This is a genomic window from Phytopseudomonas dryadis, from assembly GCF_004327355.1.
Taxonomy (GTDB): domain Bacteria; phylum Pseudomonadota; class Gammaproteobacteria; order Pseudomonadales; family Pseudomonadaceae; genus Aquipseudomonas; species Aquipseudomonas dryadis.
Map to the genome: position 1 here is coordinate 100,933 of NZ_QJUM01000009.1, position 18,413 is coordinate 119,345.

Below are 18,413 nucleotides of genomic sequence, written 5' to 3' on the forward strand. Positions count from 1 at the left end.
ATGACGAAGGCACAGGGTGGTGGGGCCGCCTGCCGTGGATGAGCGGCGGGGCATGGTATCGAGTGCGTACCGTGCCTTTCACGCCGAACTGCTGAGGTTTTTCGGCAAGCGCCTGGACAGTTCGGCCGATGCCGCCGATCTCGCCCAGGACGCCTTCGCTCAGTGGCTCGGCTGGCGCGAAGGGCGCCCCGTCGAGCAACCCCGCGCCTTCCTGTTCCAGATCGCCCGCAACCTGTTGCGTGATCACTGGCGCCGCCAGCGGGTGTGTCCGCGCAACGAAGACGGCGCCGATGCCGAACAACTGCTGGGAGGCATGGTGGACGAGCGCCAGACGAGTCCGCAGGAGCAGTTCGAGCAACAGCAACGCTTGTGCTCATTGGCCCAGGCACTGGAGGATCTGCCGCCGCGTCGCCGCGAAGCCTTCGTGCTGCACAAGTTCGATGGCCTGTCGCAGGCGGAGGTCGCCCGGCGCATGGGGATTTCCCTGAGCATGGTGGAAAAGCACATCGCCAGTGCCTTGCTGCACTGCAAACGACGCCTGCACGGCCAGGACGGCGAATCATGAACGACAACAAGGCGATGCAATCCGTCGACGAGCAGGCCGCCTACTGGTTCAGCCGCTGTTCCGGCAACCCGCTGTCCGCCGAGCAGGACGCGCTGCTGCAGGCCTGGCTGGCCGCCGATCCGGCGCATGCCCGGGCGTTCAGCGAGCTGCAGCGGATCTGGGCCGAATGCGATCGGATTCGCCGCCCGGCGACCCCGCCCGCGGAACCTGTACGACCCCGTCGCTGGAGTCTGTTCCGGGAACTGGCGGCCTGCGCCATGATCGTCGGCGGCCTGCTGCTCAGCACCTCTGGCGGGTTATGGGAGAGACCTGGCTACGAACTGGAACTGCAGACCGCCAGGGGCGAGCAGCGCGATGTCGAGTTGCAGGATGGCTCGCGGATTTCGCTGAACGTCGATTCGCGGATCCGTGTGCGTTTCTACACCGACCGCCGGGAGGTGCGGCTGACCCAGGGCGAAGCCTACTTCGCCGTGGCTCCCGCTCCGGGAAGACCGTTCGACGTGCTCGCCGGAGAGGGCCGGGTGCGGGTCGTCGGCACACGCTTCACGGTACGCCGTGGCGCGCAGTCGCTGGGCGTGGCGGTGGAAAGTGGCCGGGTCGCCCTGCAGGCCGACGCCGATGACCTCGGGGAGACCCTGCTCGGTGCCGGCGACAGCGCCGATTACGACTACCGCACGGCGACCCTGCAACGCACGCGGCGCGGCGCCGACGAGATCGCCAGCTGGCGCCAGGGCCAGCTGATCTTCCACAACAGGCCCCTCGGGCAGTTGCTGGACGAGCTTTCGGCCTACCGCGAGGCACCGGTGCAACTGGGCGATGCGCGACTGGCCGGGTTGCAGGTGTCCGGCAGCCTGAACATCGAGCAACCCGATGATTTCCTCGCCGCCTTGCCCCACCTGCTACCCGTGCAGGTCGAGCGTCTGCGCGATGGCAGGGCCCTGATCCATCCGCGCTAGGCACGTAGCTGAGCGCATAAGATGAAAATATTTTTCATTCGCATATGCGGGTTTTGCCGGATGCTGCGTCTCCCAGATGTCCGCCCATGCCGGGGCGGTTTTCAGCAGTATCTGGGGATATTTGGATGAACGCTCGCGACACCCGTTTTGCCTTGCGCCACCTGTGCGCCGGTATCTCGCTGGCCGGCTGCCTGTATGGCAGTGCCGCCCTGGCCGAGGAATTCACCTTCGACCTGCCCGCGCAGCCCATGGCCAGCGCGTTGACCGCTCTGGCCCGGCAAGGCCAGTTGCAGATCCTGTTCCAGGAGGCGCAGTTGCATGACCTCGAGGCGCCGGCCCTGTCCGGACGCTTCACCCCGCGTCAGGCGCTGGAGCGCCTGCTGGCCCGCTCCGGATTCGAATTGCTCGAGGCGGGCGAGGGCTTCGTCGTGCGCAGCGCCAGCAACGGCGTGCCGAGTGCCGCCGGCGAACGTGGCAACGCACTGCTGCTCGGCGGTACCAGCATCCTCGGTCAGCGCATCGACGGCGACAGCGCCGGGCGTTCGACCCTGCAGCGGGAGGACATCGAGCGGCAGCAGGCGGACAACATCGCGGCGCTGCTGGATACCTTGCCGGGCGTCAGCGCCAGCGGTTCGCCGCGCCCGGGCGGGCAGACCCTGAATATCTGGGGCATGGGCGATGTCGAAGACGTCAAGGTGATCCTCGACGGCGCCCCCAAGGGCTTCGAGAAGTACCGCCAGGGTTCGGTGTTCATCGAGCCTGAACTGATCAAACACATCGAGGTGGACAAGGGCCCGCACAGCACCCTGTACGGCAATGGCGGTTTCGCCGGGGTGATCCGTGTCGACACCAAGGACCCCGCCGACATGCTGCGCGAAGGGCGCAACAGCGGTGCCTTCGTCAAGTACGGCTACCACAGCAACGACCGCCAGCAGATCTACAGCGGCGCGGTGTTCGGGCAGACCGAGGACCGGCGCCTGGATGCCCTGCTGTACATGAGCGGACGTGATGGCGACGACATCGAGCGGCCCGACGGCACGCGTTTCGCGTATTCGTCCAACAGCCTCGGGGGATTCCTGTTCAAGAGCAACCTGCGGCCCAGCGAGGAACACCTGATCAGCCTGTCGGTGATGCAGACCAACAGCAATGCCTGGGAGCCCTTTGCCGCCAAGCGTGACGATCTGCCGGCACCGAGCGCCGCCGAGATCGAGCGCTATGGCCTCGATGGCGCCTGGAAGCGCAAGCTGGTCAAGCGCGATCAGGATGACGAGAACTACGCGCTGAAATGGAATTACACGCCACTGGACAATCCGCTGATCAACCTCACCGCCAGCTTCGCCTATTCCCAGACCAGCCAGCACGACAAACGCCCGGAAATCGCCAGCGCCGGCTTCGCCGCATCGCTGGGCAACGAAAGCTGGGTCGACTACAGCGACCGCCTCGGCGAGCTGAAGAACGAGAGCCTGTTCAGCACCGGGCTCTTCGAGCACGCGCTGACTGTCGGCGTGCAATGGCATGCGCACGAGCGCGATACCCTGATGTTCGATCGCAGCAAGGTCAATGACGCCACCTACAACCACGGCCTGTACCAGCCTTACTACATGCCCTCCGGCGAGCAGGAAACCCGCAGCGCTTTCCTCCAGGATGCGATCACCCTGGGCGCGCTGACCATCACCCCGGCATTGCGCTATGACCAGGTGATCACCCGCGGCGAGGCCAGCCTGGCGCCGCGCTACAACAACCCCGACCCACGGTATGGCCACGACTACCGCAGCGTCAGCTATACCGGCTGGTCGCCACGCCTGGGCATTTTCTGGACGGCCAGCGAGAACCTGGCGTTCTTCGCCGACTTCAGCAAGACCTGGCGCGCGCCGCTGATCGACGAGAGCTACGAGGTGCAGAGCGCGGTCAGCAGCGTGCCGGCGACCAGCCGGGGTCTGGACCCCGAACGCATCCGTGGCATACGCCTGGGCAGCATCGCCAGTTTCGACGGCCTGCTGCGCGCCGATGACAGCCTGCAGATCCGCACCACCCTGTTCCAGAACCGTGGCAAGGACGAGATATTCAAACGCACCGGCATTTCCTGCCTCGAACAGATCCAGACCGGCTCGGGCAACGGCATCTGCGCGCAACCGCTGAGCAACCAGCGCAACCTGCCGGGCTACACCATCGAGGGCGTGGAGGTGGAGTCCTTCTATGACAGCCCGCGTCTGTTCGGCAGCCTGTCGCTGTCCTATATCCGCGGCCAGCGCGACGCCTCGCCACGCAATCCCTGGGGGCCGCGGACCTGGATCGCCGAGATCCCCCCGCGCAAGGCGGTCGCCACGCTCGGCGTCAAGGTACCGGAAGCGGACATGGCGTTCGGCTGGACGGGCCATTTCGTGCGCCGCCAGGATCGCTCGCCCACCGACGACGATCCGCTCGCTTCCGGCTGGAGCCTGCCGAAAAGCCAGGGCTACGCTTTGCATGGCCTGTTCGCCAGCTGGCAGCCGACACAACTGGATGGTTTCGAGGCCCGCCTGGCCGTGGACAACCTGTTCAATCGCGAGTACTACCCGTACCTCGGTGAATCGGTATCCGGGGTAGGGCGCAATATCAAGGTCAGTGTGTCGCAGTTCTTCTGAGAGCCCGTGCAACGTTGGCTGCGCGTCGGCCCTGCTGCATTAGAAGCAGGTTCGGCAGGCCGCTTGCGGCCAACACACTGCAGTGCGGCCCCGAAGGGGCGAGTCTGCTCATTACAATTGGTAGATTCGTGTGCGAGCCCAGTCCGCTTCCTCGTCTGTTTTCCTGGGCCTTGCATGTCTCTAGCTCGCGAGCCGTTGAACAGGTTCTGAGACAGGCAGTGCAATCCCGCTTTTCGTCCGAAGGGCGGGCCAGGCGCGCCGATGGCCTTGATAGGTGCGCGTGACAGGCCTAACCTCTGGGCGAAAGCAGAGGGCGGCCCATGCTGGCAATCGAACATTTCGCATTCTTCCTGGCGGCGACCCTGGCGCTGAACCTGACGCCCGGCCCGGACATGCTCTATATCGCCTCCCGCTCCAGTGCTCAGGGCACGACCGCGGGCCTGGTCTCCAGCCTCGGCATCGGTGCGGGCTGCCTGGTGCACATCTTCGCCGCCGCATTCGGGCTCTCCGCCTTGCTGATGATGTCGGCACTGGCCTTCAGTGTGGTCAAGTGGGTCGGGGCTCTGTACCTGATCTGGCTGGGTATCCAGCTGATCCGCTCGGGCTGGCGCAGCGACCCGCGTGTGGGCCTGGAGCCTGCCGGCCTGTGGCAGATCTTCTGGCAAGGCGCATTGGTCAATGTGTTCAATCCCAAGGTGGCGCTGTTCTTCCTGGCGTTCCTGCCGCAATTCGCCCATCCGGCATCGCCGGCGTTCATCTGGGAAATCCTGCTGCTGGGGCTGTTGTTCAACCTGTGCGGTACCTTGATCAATGCCGGCGTCGCGGTGCTCTGCGGACACTTCGGCAGCCGCCTGGGCAATCGCCCGCACTGGCGGCGCTGGCAGCAGACCGGCGCCGGCGCGGTGATCATGGCCATGGGCATCGGCCTGGCCTTCAGCGAACGGCGCGGCTGAATCCGCCGACGAAAGCAGCCTTCGGCCTTCGATCAAAAGCGCTTGAGGCTGGAAAGCTGGACGAAAGAGCCTATGCGGTTTGCTTGTCGTTCAGCCTCCAGCCTCTAGCGCTCCTATCGGCCGTCCGCTACCGCCTTCATGCCGACACTGGATGGACCTAGTAGCGGGCCCCGGTCTTGGTGTTGTTGCCCTTGGCCATGCGGTCGTAGAGCACGACGTTGACGGTGGCCGCCAGGTTCATGCAGCCCTGGGTCGGGATGTACACCACGTCTTCGCACCAGGCGCGAATGTGCTTGTCCAGCGAACCGTCCTCCGGGCCGAAGATGTAGAAGGCACGGTCGGGGTGGGTGTAGCTCGGCAGCGGGTGGGCGCCGTCCACCAGTTCCACGGCGACCGGGGTGCAGCCCAGGGGAATGACCTTCTGCAGGTCGTCGATGCCGATCAGTGGGATATCCAGGTGGACCCGCTTGGTATCGGTGATGAAATCCCGCGCGCGCTCGTAGCGCTTGCCGGTATAGAACACCGAGGCGACCCCGTAGCAGCCGGCGGCGCGCATGACGGCGCCGACGTTCTCCGGGGACTTGGGGTTGTAGAGTCCGATGCAGCTGTATCGTTTGTTCGCCACGGGGCAGGCCTTGCGCGCAAAGGAGCGGGATTATACGGGGGTTGCTGCCATGCCTTTCAACATGTTGGCGGCTCGAGAAGAGCGCTGGAGGCTTGAGGCTGGACGAAATGCGGCGTTGCTCTTCTCGTCCAGCCTTCAGCGCTCTTTGCGGCTTTATGGCTGTCGTTAGCCGATAGTCGTCTTTCGCAGATCTTGAAAGGCATGGGGGTTACTGCTGCTTGCCCTTGAGCAGGGCGGCGAGGTCGGCGAAGGCCTTGTGGGTCGACTTCGGGCCCTGCTGGCTGGCGGTGGAGCCTTCGCTGAAATACTGCTGGTCGGTGTAGCGGGCGTGCTCGTTGTCGTGACAGTAGAGGCACAGCAACTCCCAGTTGGAGCCGTCCTGGGGGTTGTTGTCGTGGTTGTGGTCACGGTGATGCACGGTCAGCTCGCTCAGGCGCTTGCCGGAGAATTCGCGGGCGCAGCGGCCGCAGACATGGGGGTACATGCGCAGGGCCTTGTCGCGATAGCCGGATTCCCGTTCGCGCTGGGCGTCGGCGAGGATTCGGTCGAGCTTGGAGGTAGGCGTGGACGGGCTGCTCATGATCGCTCCTTGGGGGTTGGCCCGTCAGTATAAAGGGGCCGGCGCTGCCTGATACCAGTCAGTTAAGCATGTGGCCCGCAAAACGACGTTTTGCCCAGGCTCTTGTAGGAGCCGCGACCCCGCGGCGATTGCTGGGCGCACCAGCAATTTTGCTGAATGGCCACCCTCGCATCGCGCCGAGGTCGACGCTCCTACGCAGGCGGCGGTTTGCCGCTCTTTTTGTAGGCGCCCTTGCGCCTACAAAAACCTTCCTGCCGAATCAGTTCGCACTTGCTCAGCCGCACGATGCCCAAAGCAGCATGCCCATCGATCACCGGAGTGCCAAGTATGCGCAAGTCCACCCTGATGCTGTTGAGCCTGCTGTCGTTCGCCGGCATCGCCCTTGCCCAGCAGGAACAGCCGTCTCCCGCGCAACCCCCGGCTACCGTGCAGACCCCCGCAGTGCCCGATCCATCGACCGTGGATCCCGATACTCCGCCGGTGATTCGCGATGGCCGTGACAACGATGGGTCGACCGAGGCTGCCGACGCCGCATCGCAGCGCCAGCAAGAGCAGCAAGAGCAGGCGCCGCAGGATCATCAGGATCATCAGGATCATTGAACCGGATGACTGGCGACAGGCGGCGGATTACCCCAGGTCAAGCACCTTGAGCAGGAAGGCATATTCCAGGGCGGTATCGCGCAGCGCCTGGTAGCGGCCGCTCATGCCGCCATGGCCGGCGCCGAGGTCGGTCTTGAGCAGGAGCAGGTTGTCGTCGCTCTTCAGTTCGCGCAGGCGGGCCACCCACTTGGCGGCCTCCCAGTACTGCACGCGGCTGTCGTTGTAACCGGCCACGGCGAGAATGGCCGGATAGCGCTGCGCCCTGACGTTCTCGTAGGGTGCATAGGCCTTGATCCGCACCTGTACCTCGGCCTGGCGCGGATCGCCCCATTCGTCGTATTCGGTGACGGTCAGCGGCAGGTCCGGATTGAGCATGGTGTTGAGCACATCGACGAAGGGCACTTCGGCGATGGCCGCGGCGAACAGCTCCGGGCGCTGGTTGAGGGTGGCGCCGATCAGCAGGCCACCGGCGCTGCCACCGCTGATGACCAGGCGATCGGCACGGGTGAAGCCCTGATCGATGAGGTGTTCGGCGCAGGCGATGAAGTCGTCGAAACTGTTCTGCTTGTGCTCCAGCTTGCCGGCGCGGTACCAGGCCTCGCCCAGTTCGCCGCCGCCGCGGACATGGGCCACGGCGAAGACGAAGCCGCGCTCGAGCAGGCTCAGGCGGGCATGGGAAAACCACGGGTCGAGGCTCTCGCCGTAGGCACCGTAGCCATACAGATACAAGGGCGCGGGGCGATCCAGGACGCCGCGTTTGGCGACCAGGCTGATCGGTACCTGGGTGCCATCGGCCGCGGTTGCCCAGAGGCGCTGGCTGATATAGGCGTCGGCGTCGAACGGGCCGAGCACCGGGGTTTCCTTGAGAATCTGCTGGGTGTCGCTGGCCAGTTCCAGCTGGCGAATCTGTGCCGGGCGGTTGAGCGCCTCGTAGCGCAGACGGATCACCGGGCTGGTGAATTCCAGGTTGTCCTGGGCATACAGGCTGTACGCGGCATCCGGCAGGCTGAGTCGATAGGCGACCCGGCCCTGGGGGCGAACCTCGATGAGCGGCAGGCCGCCTTCGCGCAGGCTGAGCACCAGGGCGCTGTCGCTGAGGCTGACGCCCTCCAGCATGACCCGTTCGTCGTGGGCCACCAGTTCCTGCCAGTGCGCTCGTTGCGGGGCCGGTTCGCTGGCGCTGTACAGGGCGAAATTGATACCCGCCTGGTTGCTGCGGATCAGCCAGGCCCATTGGCCGTCGAGCTTGCCGTGATCGGCGTAATACTCGTGGCCGTCCTCGCGTGGCGCCAGGCAGGTGAAGGCCTGGCGCGGCGTGTCGGCGTCCAGCACCCAGGCCTCGCTGGTGGTCTTGCTGCCCAGCAGCAGTATCAACTGGCGTTCCGAACTGGCCCGGTAGCAACTGAGGAAGAAGCGGCCATCGCTTTCGTGGAACACTTCTTCGGCGCACTCATCGCCGAGGCGGTAGCGGTGCAGCTTGTACGGGCGATGGCTGTCGTCCAGTTCGCCATAGAACAGGGTCCGGCTGTCGTTGGCCCAGGTCATGCTGCCATCGCAGTTGTCGAACGGCAGTGCCTGGACGGCGTCGCTGACCAGGTCCTTGACGAACAACTGGTAGATCTCGTCGCCGCTGTCATCCAGGCTGTAGGCCAGGCGCTGTTGATCCGGGCTGATGCTGAAGGCGCCGAGGGCCAGGAAGCCGCCATCTGCCAGGGCGTTGGGGTCGAGCAGCAGGTGCTCGGCGCTGCTGTCGATCTCCAGGCTGCCGCTGGCCGGGCGCGGGCAGCGGTAATGTCGCGGGTACTCGTCGCCGGCGGTGGTGCGCTGGTAGTAGAGGTAATCGCCCCAGGGCGTTGGCAGCGACAGGTCGGTCTCGCGGATGCGCCCCTTGATTTCCTGGAACAGGCGTTCGCGCAGTTCGGCCTGATCGGCCAGCTGGCTTTCCACGTAGCGGTTTTCCGCTTCGAGGTGGCTGAGCACCTCGGCGCTGTCGCGGGCCTCGAGCCAGCGGTAGGGGTCGGCGCCGGGGTCTTTGCGGGCGATGGGGGCAGTGGGCATGGCGGAGCTCCAAGAACGGCAGGGTCGCTAAAAAGCCGTTATCATAAGCCCCTTGTCGCCAGCTGGCCGCCGGAAAATTCAGGCCCCGCGCCGGCGCGCTGGCCCCGTTTAGCAAGGGAACCACCCTCCACATGATCGAAAACGACTATCTTCTCGCCTGGGGCGCCTATGCCATCGCCGCGCTGGGCTGCCTGCTGGTGTGGCTGCGCCTGACTCGCTGGATGTGGCGTTACCTGCGCGAGCCGCTGCGCCTGCTGGTGGCCATCCTGCTGTTCTGCCCGACCATCGTCGACCCGGCCAGGGAACTGTTCGCCCCGGCGCTGGCGATCGTCGCCCTTGACCTGATCTTCCATGTCGGCAACAACGCCTGGCGCGCGGTGGCGGATCTGGCCATGTACGGGCTGATCGCTTTCGCGCTCTATCTGCTGTTCGTGGCCATTCGCTGGCCGCTGGAGCGTGCGTCGAGGGCGCGCAAGGCGGCCCGGGAAGAGGGCGACGCGGACAGTGAACTGACCCTGCGCGAGCGCCTGCACGACGACCGCGACACGCGCCAGGAACCGCGCCGCTCACCTGGGCTGCGGGTCGAGCCACGTCTGTGAAGCGAGAGCCGGATCATGTGTGAACTGCTCGGCATGAGTGCCAACGTGCCCACCGACATCGTCTTCAGCTTCACCGGGCTGATGCAGCGCGGCGGGCGCACCGGCCCGCACCGTGACGGCTGGGGCATCGGTTTCTACGAGGGGCGTGGCCTGCGCCTGTTCCAGGACCCGCGGGCGAGCAGCGAATCGGAAGTGGCACAGCTGGTACAGCGCTACCCGATCAAGAGCGAAGTGGTGATCGGCCATATCCGTCAGGCCAACGTCGGCCGTGTGTGCCTGGCCAACACCCATCCCTTCGTCCGGGAAATGTGGGGGCGCAACTGGTGTTTCGCCCATAACGGCCAGCTCGCCGACTTCCGCCCGCCGCTGGGTTTCTACCGGGCCATCGGCGATACCGATAGCGAAGCGGCCTTCTGCGACCTGCTCAACCGCCTGCGCACGGCCTTTCCCGAGGCGGTGCCGGTGGAGGTGCTGTTGCCGGAACTGGTTGTCGCTTGCGCTGCCTATCGACAACAGGGCGTGTTCAACTGCCTGCTCAGCGATGGCGACTGGCTGTTCAGTTTCTGTTCCAGCAAGCTGGCCCACATCACCCGACGGGCACCGTTCGGCCCGGCGCATTTGCGTGATGCCGACATGAGTGTGGATTTTCACGCCGAGACCACGCCCAAGGACGTGGTCTCGGTGCTGGCCACCGAGCCCCTGACCGACAACGAACGATGGACGCTCTACCAGCCCGGCGAGTGGCGGCTGTGGCGCAGCGGCGAATGTATCGCCCAGGGCACCGCCAACTGATGGCCACAGGCAGCGACACCCGGCGACGGGTAGTGAGGGATGGATGTTTAGAAGTTATCTGCGCCTGGCGTTGTTCGCCCTGGGCCTGCTGGTCGGCGTTCAGGTGCCGGGATTCATCGACGACTACAGCAAGCGCGTGGAGGCCCACCGCCTCGAGTCCGAGCAGAGCCTGAGAGGGTTCCGCGAAACCGCCCGGCGCTTTTTCGACGGCGATCTGCAGGCGCTGGTCGGCCACTACCGGGCCAGCAGCGATGCGGTGATGCAGAGCGATGCGCAGAGCGTCGCCTACCTCGTCGAGCGTGCCGAGCTGCTGGAAAACGAGTGGCAGGCCATGCAGGGCCCCTGGTATCGGCAGATCTGGCACCTCGGCACGGCGGCGGACAGCACGCTGCTGAAGGAGACCTACGGCGCCTATCGCTACCAGGTGCTGCTGGCCCCCGAGGCCATCGCCTGGGGCATCGTCAGCGCCTTGCTGCTGGCCTGGCTGGTCGAAGGCCTGCTGGTGCTGCTGTCGATGCCTTTCGTCGGCAGGCGCCGCCGGACAGCGCCGGAGCGCCACTGGCGTTAGCGGCTTCCCGGGCACGCCCGTGTCGGCAACAGGCCCTAGGGTCTGTTGACGTTTCAGCGCAAACCGCGTTGCCGCGAGAAATCTCGCCAGGCTAGGCGGAGGACGCCGGTAATGGTTGTTCCCTTGCCAAGTCCTCCAACGACGCATGGCGAGATTTCCCGCGCAACCCGAAGGGCCAGGCCCGTTTTGCCGCGATGCGGCGTTTCTCGCCGGCTCATTTGGCCCGCCAAACTTCGCGGCTCGTGCCTTGCCTCGCGGCAAAACGGGCTCCGGCGCGGTCGTGCTGAAACGTCAACAGAGACCCTAGAGCCCATTGGCGTCGATATCCACCAGCAGCAGGCGCTTGCCGTTGTCGATGAACTGGCCGGCGGTCAGGCAGTACTGGTTGCTGGTGGCGTCGCGGTAGGTGCTGGACAGGATCAGCCGGCGCTCCTCCCAGCCTTCGGCGAGCAACTGGTAGAAGTACGGGCGCCACGACCAGTTGTGGCCTACGTAGCGGGTGTCGGCGCACCAACCGCCGTCACGCCACTCCAGGTTGGGGCTGATCTGGGTGCCATGGCGGTCGCACTGATAGAGGCGCAGCAGCCAGGGGTAGGGACCAGGTGCCGGCAGATCGTCCGCTGATCCGCTGGTTATCCAGGTCCTCAGTTGGCCGAACAGTTCGCCGAGTTGTCGGCGCAGCCCCATCAACCGGACACGTTCGGCCAGCTTTTGCTGGACGTAGCGGTCGCGCAACTGGGCGAAGCGTTTGACGAAGGCATCGTTGTGGAAGAACGTCTGTTCCGGTTGCGCGAACAGATAACCCTGTACATAGCGCGCGCCGCACTCCAGGGCGAAATCCAGCTCGGCTTCCGTCTCCACGCCTTCGGCGATGATCCAGCAGCCGGTCTTCTCCGCCATCTGGGCCAGGGCCTTGACCACCTCGCCACTGGGGCCGCCGCGCGCCGCTTCCTGGAACAGGCGCATGTCCAGCTTGAGGATGTCGGGTTGCAGGGCCAGTACCCGGTCGAGTTGCGAGTAGCCGGCACCGAAGTCGTCGATGGCGATGCGTGCCCCGGCCTCGCGGTACCGGGCCACGACGCCGGGCAGGCGCTGGCTGGCGCCACCCAGTTCGGTGATTTCGAAGACGATGCGCCTGGGATCGATACCGCTGCGCTCGAGTTGCTTGAGGCTGGGCAATGGCTGCTCGGGGCGCAGGCGGCTGATCCAGCGCGGCGAAATATTGAGGCTGAGAAACCACTGCTGCGGGGCCGCGTGAAAACGTCTCAGGGCCTGTTCGCGTATCTGTCGGTCCAGGCGCCGCAAGGCGGCCGGCGGCGTTTTCGGGTCGGCGAACAAAGGCCCGGCCGAATGCAGGCGACCGTCCTTGTCGCGCAGCCGGGCAAGCGCCTCGACGCCGGCTATCTGGCCGGTGGCAGTGTCGATAAAGGGTTGAAAGACGGCTAGCGGTTGACCGTCGAGCACCGAACACATCCTTAGTCAAAGAGAACGGTAATACTGCGTAAACGCAGCAAGCCGCTCAACTAAGCAAGATCGTGGCCAGTGTCCGCGGTATCGCTCGGTTTGCTCGTCTCTTTGCCGCGATCCGCTCGCGCAGGGCGTTTTCTCAGCACCGGAAAGGCGATCAGCGCGATGCGCAGCCAGCGCCGCCAGTGACCGCCGCGCAGTCCCACCAGAGCCATGAGAAAGGCGCCGCCGGTGATCCATAACGGTGCGTTGCTGTTTTTCAGCTCCGTGCGCCAGTGACGGCCGAAATCCTGTGCCTTGTGCAGCGGCTGCAGCATCACCAGGGTTTCGTGGCGCAGCTCCTGGCGGTGCATTTCCAGGCGCATGCGCAGCATGGCCTTGCGCAGTTCCCGAGGGGACGACTTGGACGAAAGAGGCGGCGGGTTCATGGCAGCAACTGCTCGCGGTCGCGCGCCAGTTCTTCGAGGCTGGCACTGAAAGGGGCAGGGGCATGGCGCAGGCGCTGAATCAGGTTGATCGCGCAGAGCGCCAGTCCCAATGCGTAGAACAGGCACAGCAAGCCGATGACCAGCAAGCGGTTGTCCCAGAAGATGATCAGCAGGGCGGCCGAGAGGGCGATGACCAGCAACAGGGCGAACACCAGGCTCAGGCCGGTCAGCACCAGCAACGACAGGGTTCTCGCCTGTTGTTCCTTGAGCTCTTCACTGAACAGGGCGGCATGGCCGTGAATCAGGCCGAGCAGGGCGCCGGCCAGACGCCGCGGCGAAGGGCCGCGGCTGGGAGGCGGTGGGGTCTGGCTGGCTTCCATGTCGTGTCTCGGTCAACGTCGGGTGATAAGCATACCAATGAGCAGGCCGATTCCCGCAGCGATTCCGATGGTTTGCCACGGATGTGTCTGCACATAGTCCTCGGTGGCGCCTACGGCTGCCTTGCCGCGCTCGACCACCGTCTCTTCCGCGTTCTTCAGGGTGGAGCGGGCGCGGCCCAGGCTGCTGCGGATCTGCGTGCGCAGTTCCTCGGCCTGATCGCCGACCAGACTGGCCGAATGCTGCAGCAGGGTTTCGGTATCGCGTACCAGGGCCTGGAATTCTTCGAGCAGTTCTTCTTTGCTCGCGGGCGTGCTGGATAGGGAAGAAAGTGTGCGTGCCATGGATCGTTCTCCTGTAGGGGGAAGGCGGTGTCAAGGGTTCGAGTGGTCGGTGGTTGGTCAGGTTCAGTCTATCTGCGCTGCTCTGCGTGTCGCGGGTCAGGCGTGGCTGTAGGCAAGGCTCGTGGGGCGTTTACAGCCGAATGCCTTTCCGTGGTGCTTGCAAGCGATTTCCGGTGCATTGCCAATGGTTTGATAAATAAAGATAAATTCCAATGGTTGACGGTGCTGAAAGCGCCAGAACGGTGCCTGGTGCCGGCAATGAAAGAGCCTGGCTCGGTATTGGCTCATCATTATGAGGCGTGCTTTTTTGCAGTGCTCATTTGTGGTGCGTTGTGCCGGCCGCGTCTTTCTCGCCGATGGAAAGCCCCGCAGCCCATGCGCCCGCTAGAACGATCACATCGATACCGGGTTCAGGATCATCCGCTTCTGCGTTTCGGGGCTGGCTGGAGGTCGTCGGCCAGAGCCGAGCGGGGGCGATGCCTCTGGTCGATCCGCCGGCGGTTGACGCTAAACTTTTGCCGGGAGCTGCCGTCAACCCTTCACATGTCCAGTTCCGGTGACCTGTCATGACTTCTCCTTTCCCGCTGTCCTCCTCGACCACCCGCACCCCGCTGGTCGGCAATCAGGCGACCATCCGTAACGCGGCGGATGCCCAGGCCGCGCTGTCCAACCGGCTGGCCGAGCGGCTGGGATTGCCGGCCGATGCGCTGACGGCCAAGCGTGACGATTTCAGCCCGGAGAAGGTCGCCGGCCGGGTACTCGGCTTCATCGAACAGCGCCTGCAGAGCGAGGCGGCTGCCGGTGCCGACCCGGCCAAGCTGCAGACGCTGCTGGAGCAGGCGCGGGCCGGCGTGGAGAAGGGCTTCGACGAGGCGCGCAAGATTCTCGACGGCCTGGGCGTTCTGCAAGGCAAGGTCGCTGCCGATATCGACGAGACCTACCAACGCATCCAGGACGGTTTTGCCGGACTGGACAAGCTCTATGGCGGTACTCCCGCTGCGGGCAGCGGCGCTGGCGTGACGGCCGCGGGCGGGCGCTTCGCGGCGGTGGCGGAAAGCTTCGAATTGTCCATCACCACCCGTGACGGCGATCGCCTGCGGGTTTCCATCGCCCAGGCGTCGGCCAACTGGTCGAGCGCGGCGGTGGATGGCAAGGGCGCGCTGAGCAGCCAGTCCGGCAGCGTGCAGATCGGTGCCTGGCAGGTGGAGGTCGACGGCGAGCTGGATGACGATGAACGTGCCGCCCTGGAAAAACTCTTCACCCAGGTGCAGGACTTGTCCAACGCCTTCTATTCCGGTGACCTCTCAGGCGCCTTCGACCGGGCCATGGCGCTCGACATGGATGGCTCGCAGCTGGCATCCATGTCCCTGCGTCTCACCCAGACCAGTGTGCGTCAGGCCACGGATGCCTACAGCTCGGTTTCCCAGCAGGGCGGACAGTCCGCCAGCGCGGTGAGTGGTGCGCTGATGGATTATGCCCAGGCCCTGCTCGATGCGTTGCGCAGTGCCGATGGCCTGAGCAATGACGGCAAGGGGCTGCTGCAGGATCTGCTCAAGGGTGGTTTCTCCCTGGATGAGCGTTTCGATACGGCGCGCCTGGACAAGGCCGAGCAGCTCAACGGGCGCCTGCTCGAGGGCCTGCAAGGCATACTGTCGTCGACCTTGGCGCCCAAGGCCGCGGAGGATTCGGCGGGGGCCTGAGTGCGAGCGGGGGCGGGCGGATGCTAGACTTCCGCCTTCCTGAGTCGCGGAGGCCTGGATCATGCTCCCTGAATGTCGTTTGTTCGGTACCCTCGGTTGTCACCTGTGCGAGCAGGCCGAGGCGGTGCTGATGCCATTCGTCGAGCGTGGACTGCTGGTCGAGCTGGTGGACATCGCCGACCGTGAAGAGTGGCTGGAGCGCTATGCGCTGCTGATTCCGGTATTGTTGCGCACCGATACCGGTGCTGAGCTGGCCTGGCCATTCGAGGCGCCCCAGGTGGCGGCATTTCTGACAGGCTATTGAAAAACGTTAGCGAGGCAGCCAGCGCAATACCGATGGCGGCCCCGCAAAAACAGGCTAGGCGCCCCCGGCGAAACGTAGCGCAGCGGAGTAACAGCCGAAGGCTGGCCCGCAGGGCGAACGAAGTGAGTCAAAACGGACTGGGCTCGCACACGAGCCTGTTTTCAACGCCGCGATGGCAACGCAGGTAGTTTTTCAACGGCTGGCTAAGCTGAGCTGCGTTCGCAGATCAAACCAATAATGATTCCGGCGTCGTCCGGTGTGCTGCAATTCTTTGCTGGCAAGTGTGAAGGGGAGTGATTTCAATGAGTGTCGTGCTGGGGGATACCTTGTCCCTGCTGCTGTTCCGTCTGCACAGTGGCCGTCTGCTCGGCATCAACCTGCTCAAGGTCAATGAGATCATTCCCTGTCCGGCGCTGACCCGCCTGCCCAATCGCCATCCCCATGTGCGTGGCGTGGCGACCTTGCGCGGCGCGGCGCTGACCGTCATCGACCTGGCGCGGGCGATCGGCGAACGCGGTGGCGGCGATAGTCAGGATGGCTGCCTGATCGTCACCGAAGTCAGTCGTTCGCGCCAGGGACTGCACGTGCAGAGCGTCGAGCGCATCGTGCAGTGTTCGACGCGCGACGTACGTCCGCCACCGCCGGGCTCCGGTACCCGGGCCTTCATCACCGGGGTGACGCAGATCGACGGCACCATCGTGCAGATCCTCGACATCGAAAAAGTGCTGCACGAGATCGCTCCGGCCGCCGTCGAGGAGGTCGATGAGCAACTGCTCAGCCCTGACGAACGACAGCTGTTGCAGGGCCGCCGTGTGTTGGTGGTGGATGACTCCCATGTGGCGCTGCAGCAGACCCTGATCACCCTGCGCAAGCTCGATCTGGACTGTCAGGCCGTGCGCAGCGCCGCCAGTGCGCTGGAGCTGTTGCAGGGGGCGCAGCAGGCCGGCCAGCCGATCGAGGTGCTGGTGTCGGACATCGAGATGCCGGAGATGGACGGCTACACCCTGGTGCAGCAGATCCGCAAGGATAGCGCCATAGGCCAGACCTACGTGCTGCTGCACACCTCGCTCGACAGCACCATGAATACCGAGAAGGCCCGTGCGGTCGGTGCCAACGACGTGTTGACCAAGTTCTCCACCGTGGATCTGAGCAAGGCCATCGTGCGTGCCTTCCAGACCCTGGCCTGAGGCGCCGGGCGATAGCACGGCCCGGAGGCTTCGCCAATCAAGGTAAGACGATGGCCAGGATACTGGGCGCAGTGAAGGACGTGGAGCGATCCCAGGCGCTGGTACGCTTGCTGGTGTCTTCCAGCGCTGTCGTCTACGTCGTGGTGGTATTGCTGATGGGCGCCGTAGCGCTTTCGCAGTTCCTCATCATCCTGGCCGATATCGTTCTGTTCCTGCTGGTGGCCGCGGTACTGTTCATTCGTATCTCCCGGCGCCCGGGCGTCTTCGTCGGGCGCCGGGTGTTCGCCATGAGCTGCGATTACTTCGCCATCTGCGTGGCGATGATCGCTGGCGGCGAGCCTCTGTTGCCGTTGTACGGTTTGCTGCTGTGGGTCACGGTGGGCAATGGCATGCGCTTCGGCACCCGCTATCTGCTGGCGGCCACGGCCATGGCGCTGGTTTCCATTGGCGTGATCACCTGGATGAGCCCCTACCTGCACCGTGAAGTGCACTGGGTGCTGACCCTGGTGATCACCACCGTGCTGGTGCCGGCCTACGCCTACATCCTGCTCAAGCGCAGCCGTGAGGCCGTACAGGAGGCGAGGGCGGCCAACCTGGCCAAGTCGCGTTTCCTCGCCCAGGCCAGCCACGACCTGCGCCAGCCGATCCATTCCATCAGTCTGTTCACCGCCTGCCTGCGCGATGCCCAACTGGGCCCGCAGGAGCAGCGCATGGTGGAGAACATCGACAAGTCGCTGCACAGCGTGACGCAGTTGTTCCGCTCGATTCTCGATATCTACACGCTGGACAACGGCAAGGTCGTGGCGCAGTGCGAAACCGTCGAGTTGCAGGGGCTGATCGACGATCTGCTGCAGCAGCACGCCGAGGCGGCGCGTTGGGCCGGCGTGACCCTGCGTGTACATCGCACCCGTTGCCGGGTGAGCACCGATCCGCATCTGCTCGGCATCATGCTGCAGAACCTGGTTTCCAATGCCCTCAAATATGCCCAGGGCAGCGAGGTGCTGATCGGTTGCCGTCGGCGTCGGGGGGCGCTGGCGGTCGAGGTCCATGATCGCGGCAGGGGAATCGCCGAGTCGCAGCTGGACAAGGTGTTCGAGGAGTTCTACCGGGTTCGGGAAGACCGCGACAGGGATATCGAAGGGCTGGGTCTGGGCCTGACGATCGTCAGGCGTCTGGCCGGACTTGCCGGCTTGCAGGTATCCATTCGTTCCCGCCTGGGTCGGGGAACCCGTGTCTCCATCGAGGGCTTGCAACTGGTTGCCGCCGAGATGAAAACGCTCGGGAGCCCTCGCAGCCAGCCGCCCACTCCGCTCGATGGCTTGCATGTATTGCTGATCGAGGATGACCGCAATGTACTGGCCGCGACCGCCACCCTGTTGGAAAAATGGGGTTGTCAGGTGAGTACGGCCACCTCGATCCCGTCGGCGAACGTGCCCTGCGATCTGGTCATCACCGATTTCGATCTCGGCAGCGGGGCCTCCGGTGCCGATTGCATCGATTACCTGCGCGAACTGAGCGGCCGGCGGGTGCCGGCGCTGGTCATGACCGGTCACGATGTCGTGGCGGTTCAGCAGCGGGTGGGTGATGTGGACGTGCCGGTGCTGGCCAAGCCGGTGCGGCCTGCGGAGTTGCGTTCGTTGTTGAGCAGCCTGCGTCTGCAACTGAAGGCGGCGGTCGACTGAGCG

General features: G+C 65.0%; 19 protein-coding genes. 12 read left to right on the top strand and 7 right to left on the bottom strand.

Features of this window, described 5'->3' with window-relative positions:
- Positions 1–34: 34 nt before the first annotated feature.
- The 4 genes from DNK34_RS09700 to DNK34_RS09715 all read left to right on the top strand — a co-directional run bounded on the left by DNK34_RS09700 (position 35) and on the right by DNK34_RS09715 (position 5,098).
- Positions 35–565, top strand: coding sequence for an RNA polymerase sigma factor (locus DNK34_RS09700; RefSeq protein WP_131173888.1), 531 nt, complete (start codon positions 35–37; stop codon positions 563–565).
- Positions 562–1,521 (top strand): FecR family protein, encoded by a 960-nt coding sequence (locus DNK34_RS09705; protein ID WP_131173780.1) that lies wholly within the window; start codon positions 562–564, stop codon positions 1,519–1,521. Before DNK34_RS09700 ends, DNK34_RS09705 begins: the two co-directional genes overlap by 4 nt.
- 125 nt (positions 1,522–1,646) lie before the next feature.
- Complete coding sequence (locus DNK34_RS09710) at positions 1,647–4,145, top strand: TonB-dependent receptor (RefSeq protein WP_131173779.1); 2,499 nt, start codon at positions 1,647–1,649, stop codon at positions 4,143–4,145.
- 320 nt (positions 4,146–4,465) lie between these two features.
- Complete coding sequence (locus DNK34_RS09715) at positions 4,466–5,098, top strand: LysE family translocator (RefSeq protein ID WP_131173778.1); 633 nt, start codon at positions 4,466–4,468, stop codon at positions 5,096–5,098.
- 157 nt (positions 5,099–5,255) lie between these two features.
- On the opposite strand, the gene DNK34_RS09720 is transcribed toward DNK34_RS09715, so the two are convergent.
- A complete protein-coding gene (locus DNK34_RS09720) occupies positions 5,256–5,723 on the bottom strand; it encodes an RNA methyltransferase (RefSeq protein WP_131173777.1) in 468 nt (155 codons plus the stop codon).
- Between the two features lie 208 nt (positions 5,724–5,931).
- Positions 5,932–6,303, bottom strand: a complete 372-nt coding sequence (locus DNK34_RS09725; RefSeq protein WP_131173776.1) for a YajD family HNH nuclease — start codon at positions 6,301–6,303, stop codon at positions 5,932–5,934.
- Positions 6,304–6,630: 327 nt separating this feature from the next.
- Between DNK34_RS09725 and DNK34_RS09730 the strand changes: the two genes are divergently transcribed.
- Positions 6,631–6,903 (top strand): hypothetical protein, encoded by a 273-nt coding sequence (locus DNK34_RS09730; protein WP_131173775.1) that lies wholly within the window; start codon positions 6,631–6,633, stop codon positions 6,901–6,903.
- A gap of 27 nt (positions 6,904–6,930) precedes the next feature.
- Here the strand turns inward: DNK34_RS09730 and DNK34_RS09735 are convergent, their stop codons facing one another.
- Positions 6,931–8,961 (bottom strand): S9 family peptidase, encoded by a 2,031-nt coding sequence (locus tag DNK34_RS09735; RefSeq protein WP_131173774.1) that lies wholly within the window; start codon positions 8,959–8,961, stop codon positions 6,931–6,933.
- Positions 8,962–9,092: 131 nt separating this feature from the next.
- Here DNK34_RS09735 and DNK34_RS09740 point away from each other — a divergent pair, with 131 nt between their 5' ends.
- From DNK34_RS09740 to DNK34_RS09750, 3 genes are read left to right on the top strand one after another with little or no spacing between them, the layout of a single operon-like run.
- Positions 9,093–9,560, top strand: coding sequence for an MFS transporter (locus DNK34_RS09740; protein ID WP_131173773.1), 468 nt, complete (start codon positions 9,093–9,095; stop codon positions 9,558–9,560).
- Between the two features lie 15 nt (positions 9,561–9,575).
- Positions 9,576–10,352 carry a class II glutamine amidotransferase gene (locus tag DNK34_RS09745; protein ID WP_131173772.1) on the top strand — a complete coding sequence of 259 codons (777 nt, stop codon included), beginning with the start codon at positions 9,576–9,578 and terminating at the stop codon, positions 10,350–10,352.
- Positions 10,353–10,395: 43 nt separating this feature from the next.
- The gene (locus DNK34_RS09750; RefSeq protein ID WP_131173771.1) at positions 10,396–10,920 is read left to right on the top strand and encodes a DUF2937 family protein; all 525 of its coding nucleotides are present in this window, start codon (positions 10,396–10,398) and stop codon (positions 10,918–10,920) included.
- A 303-nt stretch (positions 10,921–11,223) separates the two neighbouring features.
- Here DNK34_RS09750 and DNK34_RS09755 read toward each other — a convergent pair whose 3' ends face one another.
- The 4 genes from DNK34_RS09755 to DNK34_RS09770 are packed head-to-tail and all read right to left on the bottom strand — an operon-like array spanning position 11,224 to position 13,537.
- On the bottom strand, positions 11,224–12,384 hold the full coding sequence (locus DNK34_RS09755; protein WP_131173770.1) for an EAL domain-containing protein: 1,161 nt from the start codon (positions 12,382–12,384) through the stop codon (positions 11,224–11,226).
- 59 nt (positions 12,385–12,443) lie between these two features.
- On the bottom strand, positions 12,444–12,761 hold the full coding sequence (locus DNK34_RS09760) for a hypothetical protein (RefSeq protein WP_242675162.1): 318 nt from the start codon (positions 12,759–12,761) through the stop codon (positions 12,444–12,446).
- A gap of 50 nt (positions 12,762–12,811) precedes the next feature.
- A complete protein-coding gene (locus DNK34_RS09765; protein ID WP_131173768.1) occupies positions 12,812–13,195 on the bottom strand; it encodes a phage holin family protein in 384 nt (127 codons plus the stop codon).
- A 12-nt stretch (positions 13,196–13,207) separates the two neighbouring features.
- Positions 13,208–13,537 carry an ElaB/YgaM/YqjD family protein gene (locus DNK34_RS09770; protein ID WP_131173767.1) on the bottom strand — a complete coding sequence of 110 codons (330 nt, stop codon included), beginning with the start codon at positions 13,535–13,537 and terminating at the stop codon, positions 13,208–13,210.
- Between the two features lie 566 nt (positions 13,538–14,103).
- On the opposite strand from DNK34_RS09770, the gene DNK34_RS09775 reads away from it, so the two are divergent.
- The 4 genes from DNK34_RS09775 to DNK34_RS09790 all read left to right on the top strand — a co-directional run bounded on the left by DNK34_RS09775 (position 14,104) and on the right by DNK34_RS09790 (position 18,410).
- Positions 14,104–15,237 carry a DUF5610 domain-containing protein gene (locus DNK34_RS09775; RefSeq protein WP_131173766.1) on the top strand — a complete coding sequence of 378 codons (1,134 nt, stop codon included), beginning with the start codon at positions 14,104–14,106 and terminating at the stop codon, positions 15,235–15,237.
- A gap of 61 nt (positions 15,238–15,298) precedes the next feature.
- The gene (locus DNK34_RS09780; RefSeq protein WP_131173765.1) at positions 15,299–15,541 is read left to right on the top strand and encodes a glutaredoxin family protein; all 243 of its coding nucleotides are present in this window, start codon (positions 15,299–15,301) and stop codon (positions 15,539–15,541) included.
- A gap of 302 nt (positions 15,542–15,843) precedes the next feature.
- A complete protein-coding gene (locus DNK34_RS09785; protein WP_131173764.1) occupies positions 15,844–16,728 on the top strand; it encodes a chemotaxis protein CheV in 885 nt (294 codons plus the stop codon).
- Between the two features lie 50 nt (positions 16,729–16,778).
- Positions 16,779–18,410, top strand: a complete 1,632-nt coding sequence (locus tag DNK34_RS09790) for an ATP-binding response regulator (RefSeq protein ID WP_131173763.1) — start codon at positions 16,779–16,781, stop codon at positions 18,408–18,410.
- Positions 18,411–18,413 lie beyond the last annotated feature (3 nt).

Bases quoted from the DNA above. Each gene is read 5' to 3' on its own strand.
- DNK34_RS09785 (WP_131173764.1), top strand. From the start codon at position 15,844: ATGAGTGTCGTGCTGGGGGATACCTTGTCCCTGCTGCTGTTCCGTCTG.
- DNK34_RS09760 (WP_242675162.1), bottom strand. From the start codon at position 12,761: ATGCTGCGCATGCGCCTGGAAATGCACCGCCAGGAGCTGCGCCACGAA.
- DNK34_RS09735 (WP_131173774.1), bottom strand. From the start codon at position 8,961: ATGCCCACTGCCCCCATCGCCCGCAAAGACCCCGGCGCCGACCCCTAC.
- DNK34_RS09740 (WP_131173773.1), top strand. From the start codon at position 9,093: ATGATCGAAAACGACTATCTTCTCGCCTGGGGCGCCTATGCCATCGCC.
- DNK34_RS09775 (WP_131173766.1), top strand. From the start codon at position 14,104: ATGACTTCTCCTTTCCCGCTGTCCTCCTCGACCACCCGCACCCCGCTG.
- DNK34_RS09765 (WP_131173768.1), bottom strand. From the start codon at position 13,195: ATGGAAGCCAGCCAGACCCCACCGCCTCCCAGCCGCGGCCCTTCGCCG.
- DNK34_RS09745 (WP_131173772.1), top strand. From the start codon at position 9,576: ATGTGTGAACTGCTCGGCATGAGTGCCAACGTGCCCACCGACATCGTC.
- DNK34_RS09710 (WP_131173779.1), top strand. From the start codon at position 1,647: ATGAACGCTCGCGACACCCGTTTTGCCTTGCGCCACCTGTGCGCCGGT.
- DNK34_RS09790 (WP_131173763.1), top strand. From the start codon at position 16,779: ATGGCCAGGATACTGGGCGCAGTGAAGGACGTGGAGCGATCCCAGGCG.
- DNK34_RS09750 (WP_131173771.1), top strand. From the start codon at position 10,396: ATGTTTAGAAGTTATCTGCGCCTGGCGTTGTTCGCCCTGGGCCTGCTG.
- DNK34_RS09770 (WP_131173767.1), bottom strand. From the start codon at position 13,537: ATGGCACGCACACTTTCTTCCCTATCCAGCACGCCCGCGAGCAAAGAA.
- DNK34_RS09780 (WP_131173765.1), top strand. From the start codon at position 15,299: ATGCTCCCTGAATGTCGTTTGTTCGGTACCCTCGGTTGTCACCTGTGC.
- DNK34_RS09725 (WP_131173776.1), bottom strand. From the start codon at position 6,303: ATGAGCAGCCCGTCCACGCCTACCTCCAAGCTCGACCGAATCCTCGCC.
- DNK34_RS09730 (WP_131173775.1), top strand. From the start codon at position 6,631: ATGCGCAAGTCCACCCTGATGCTGTTGAGCCTGCTGTCGTTCGCCGGC.
- DNK34_RS09705 (WP_131173780.1), top strand. From the start codon at position 562: ATGAACGACAACAAGGCGATGCAATCCGTCGACGAGCAGGCCGCCTAC.
- DNK34_RS09715 (WP_131173778.1), top strand. From the start codon at position 4,466: ATGCTGGCAATCGAACATTTCGCATTCTTCCTGGCGGCGACCCTGGCG.